The organism is Mucilaginibacter sp. (assembly GCF_036383575.1).
Lineage (GTDB): Bacteria > Bacteroidota > Bacteroidia > Sphingobacteriales > Sphingobacteriaceae > Mucilaginibacter.
Window position 1 is genome coordinate 1 of record NZ_DASVOB010000789.1, and the last position, 2,811, is coordinate 2,811.

Sequence of the window (2,811 nt, forward strand, 5' to 3'; positions counted from 1 at the left end):
GTTACAACCATGGCCACAATACTCCAGTATAACTTTTGGGTTATACTCCTTATACCCTTCTTTACCTGCTTCAGCACCTCATCCACCGAAAGCTGATCTGGTTTTGGCTGTCCCTGCCAAACCGACATCAAATGATCAAAGTCTTTCATACTGGTTATATAACTCCGTTAATTTTTGTTTAATACGATAAATTTTCACCCTCAAGTTCCCTTCTGATATACCCGAAATTTCAGCAATTTCGGGGTACGGCACCTCATCAAGTACCATAGTTATAATAATCCTTTCCGATTCTTCCAGTTTTGAAATACATTTATAGAGCAAAGCAACCTGCTCGTTTTTATCCGATAGTTCCTCTCGTTTTGTTTCAGCTAATTGTGGTGTAAGTTCGTCTTTGGCCTGGCGTTTTTCCGAGCGCAAGTAGGTTAAACAGGTATTTACAGCAATACGGTAAATCCAGGTTGATATCATGGCCTGGTTACGGAATTTCTCCAAATTTTGCCAAACCTTTAGAAAAGTTTCCTGTAGCAGGTCGTTGGCGGCATCGTCATCGCCGGTATAACCATAGCATAGATGGAATATCTTTTTAGAATTAGCTTCATATATCTGCTTGAATGCTGCTTCTTTGTTGGCCACTTCAGTTAATTTTATATTTAGACGATGTTAAGCTTTATATGTTACAACAAGTGATCATTCTTTTTAAACCAGCCCAGCTTGCTTTCGGCATCACTTATTAATTTGTTGTAACTATCCTGGTAATCAAACTGTAAGTCTTCATGAAGCTTGTTAATCAACCCACGGATTTTTTCAACCTGCCTTATTAATATTAGCCTTAACGGTTTGTACGATGTGCGCCTGTCGGCATATTCCAGATAATTTTCGCAAAAATTGATCAGTAATTCAATTTCTGCGCCCTTTGATGCCATAAATTTGGTGTACTTACTTAACAGCCTCAGTATTTTGCGCATCCCTTTTGCTGCATTGTAACTTAGCGATGACAACTGGCTGAACATGAACCCAGCTTCGGCCTTGACCTTTTCAACAAAGGCGGATTCATCATGAGCTTCAAAAAGCAAATAGGCAAGGAGCTCTTTATTTTCCTTTTTGTAACGCGCCAAACGGAGCATCAATTCGGCCAGCTGCTCATTGGGCAGGTGCTGAATTTCCTTTTTTATATGCTGTAATCCGTAGGCAGTTGTGGTCATGTTATAAATAAGCGGGCAAAATACTAATTGTTTAAATATTTTTCACGAATGACCTTTGCAGTTCAATAAAATTAAAACTAATTAGTGGAGAAATTACAACACGACTTCTTTGAGGCGATAATTTTGTTTCTTCATTTAACTTAATCATAAAATAGAATATTCCCATGCCTGTTTAAACAGAGCGTAAATTTTGTAGTTTTGCAGGCTTATTAAATTAAATGAAAAAAAGCAGACTGACGCTCTTCATTTTTATCGCACTGGTATTGGGTGTGGTAGCCGGTTATATTTATAACACCTACGTTTTTGCCGATCTGAATAAACAACTCAGTACTGCCGGTGCTACTATTAAAAGTATCGACAAAAATATAGAGGCCTTACCCGATACTACGGTGTCAGCCTACAAAGATCTTAAGTTACAAAGAGTTGCCCAGGTAAAAACACAAACCCAGGCTACCGATGCACGGGAGGATAAACTGGAGCTCTTCAATATCCTGAGTAAAATATTCCTTAACCTTATTAAAATGATCGTGGCACCATTGGTGTTCACTACTTTGGTAGTAGGGGTAGCTAAGGTAGGGGACATCAAAGCTGTTGGCCGGATTGGCGGTAAAACCATGCTGTGGTTTATCAGCGCTACGCTGGTATCTTTATTATTAGGCATGCTGTTGGTTAACCTATTTGAGCCGGGCAAAACCATGCACCTACCGCTCCCCGATAGTCATTTAAGTACAGGTATTAAAAAATCGGCGTTATCATTAACCGAATTTATTGGTCACGTTTTCCCTAAAAGTTTTATTGAGGCGATGGCCAATAATGAGATATTACAGATCGTGGTATTCTCTTTATTTTTCGGTGTTGCTACAGCAGCGATAGGCGAACAAGGTAAAATAGTGATCAAAGCGATGGATGCCTTTGCCCATGTGATCATGAAGATTACCGGCTATGTGATGAAGATGGCCCCATTAGCTGTGTTCGGTGCTATAACCGCTGTTGTAGCCAAACAAGGGTTGGGTGTACTTTCAACCTATGGTATTTTTATCAGTGAGTTTTATTTTTCGCTGATCGTACTTTGGTCGGTAATTATATTGGCTGGGTATATTGTATTAAGAAAGCCAGTATTCAGACTGATCAATAGTATTAAAGATGCCATGCTCATAGCATTTAGTACCTCAACAAGCGAAGCTGCCTATCCAAAAGTATTGGAAGAACTGGAGAAGTTTGGCTGTAGTAATAAAATAGTAAGCTTTGTATTACCGCTGGGTTATTCATTTAATTTGGATGGCTCCATGATGTACATGACCTTTGCATCGTTATTCCTGGCACAATCATATGATATTCATCTTTCGTTCGGGCACCAGTTATCTATGTTATTGGTGTTGATGCTTACCAGCAAAGGTGTAGCCGGTGTGCCGCGGGCTTCGCTGGTGGTTATTGCAGGTACACTGTCAATGTTCAATATCCCGGAGGCAGGTTTGTTTTTGCTGATTGGCATTGATCCTCTACTTGACATGGGACGTTCTGCCACTAATGTGCTTGGCAACGCTATGGCAACAGCGGTAGTAAGTAAATGGGAAGGGGAAGGAATTAATTAGCGAATTAGTGATTTAAT

Annotated in this window: 3 protein-coding genes; 1 reads left to right on the forward strand and 2 read right to left on the reverse strand. The window is 39.9% G+C overall.

What is annotated here, in order from left to right; all coding sequences use genetic code 11:
- Nucleotides 1-135: 135 nt before the first annotated feature.
- Together VF500_RS28055 and VF500_RS28060 are read right to left on the reverse strand one after the other, a co-directional pair.
- Nucleotides 136-633, reverse strand: coding sequence for an RNA polymerase sigma factor (locus tag VF500_RS28055; RefSeq protein ID WP_090525007.1), 498 nt, complete (start codon nucleotides 631-633; stop codon nucleotides 136-138).
- 41 nt (nucleotides 634-674) lie between these two features.
- A complete protein-coding gene (locus VF500_RS28060) occupies nucleotides 675-1,202 on the reverse strand; it encodes a hypothetical protein (protein WP_330862824.1) in 528 nt (175 codons plus the stop codon).
- A gap of 218 nt (nucleotides 1,203-1,420) precedes the next feature.
- Here VF500_RS28060 and VF500_RS28065 point away from each other — a divergent pair, with 218 nt between their 5' ends.
- Nucleotides 1,421-2,794 carry a dicarboxylate/amino acid:cation symporter gene (locus tag VF500_RS28065; RefSeq protein WP_330862825.1) on the forward strand — a complete coding sequence of 458 codons (1,374 nt, stop codon included), beginning with the start codon at nucleotides 1,421-1,423 and terminating at the stop codon, nucleotides 2,792-2,794.
- Nucleotides 2,795-2,811 lie beyond the last annotated feature (17 nt).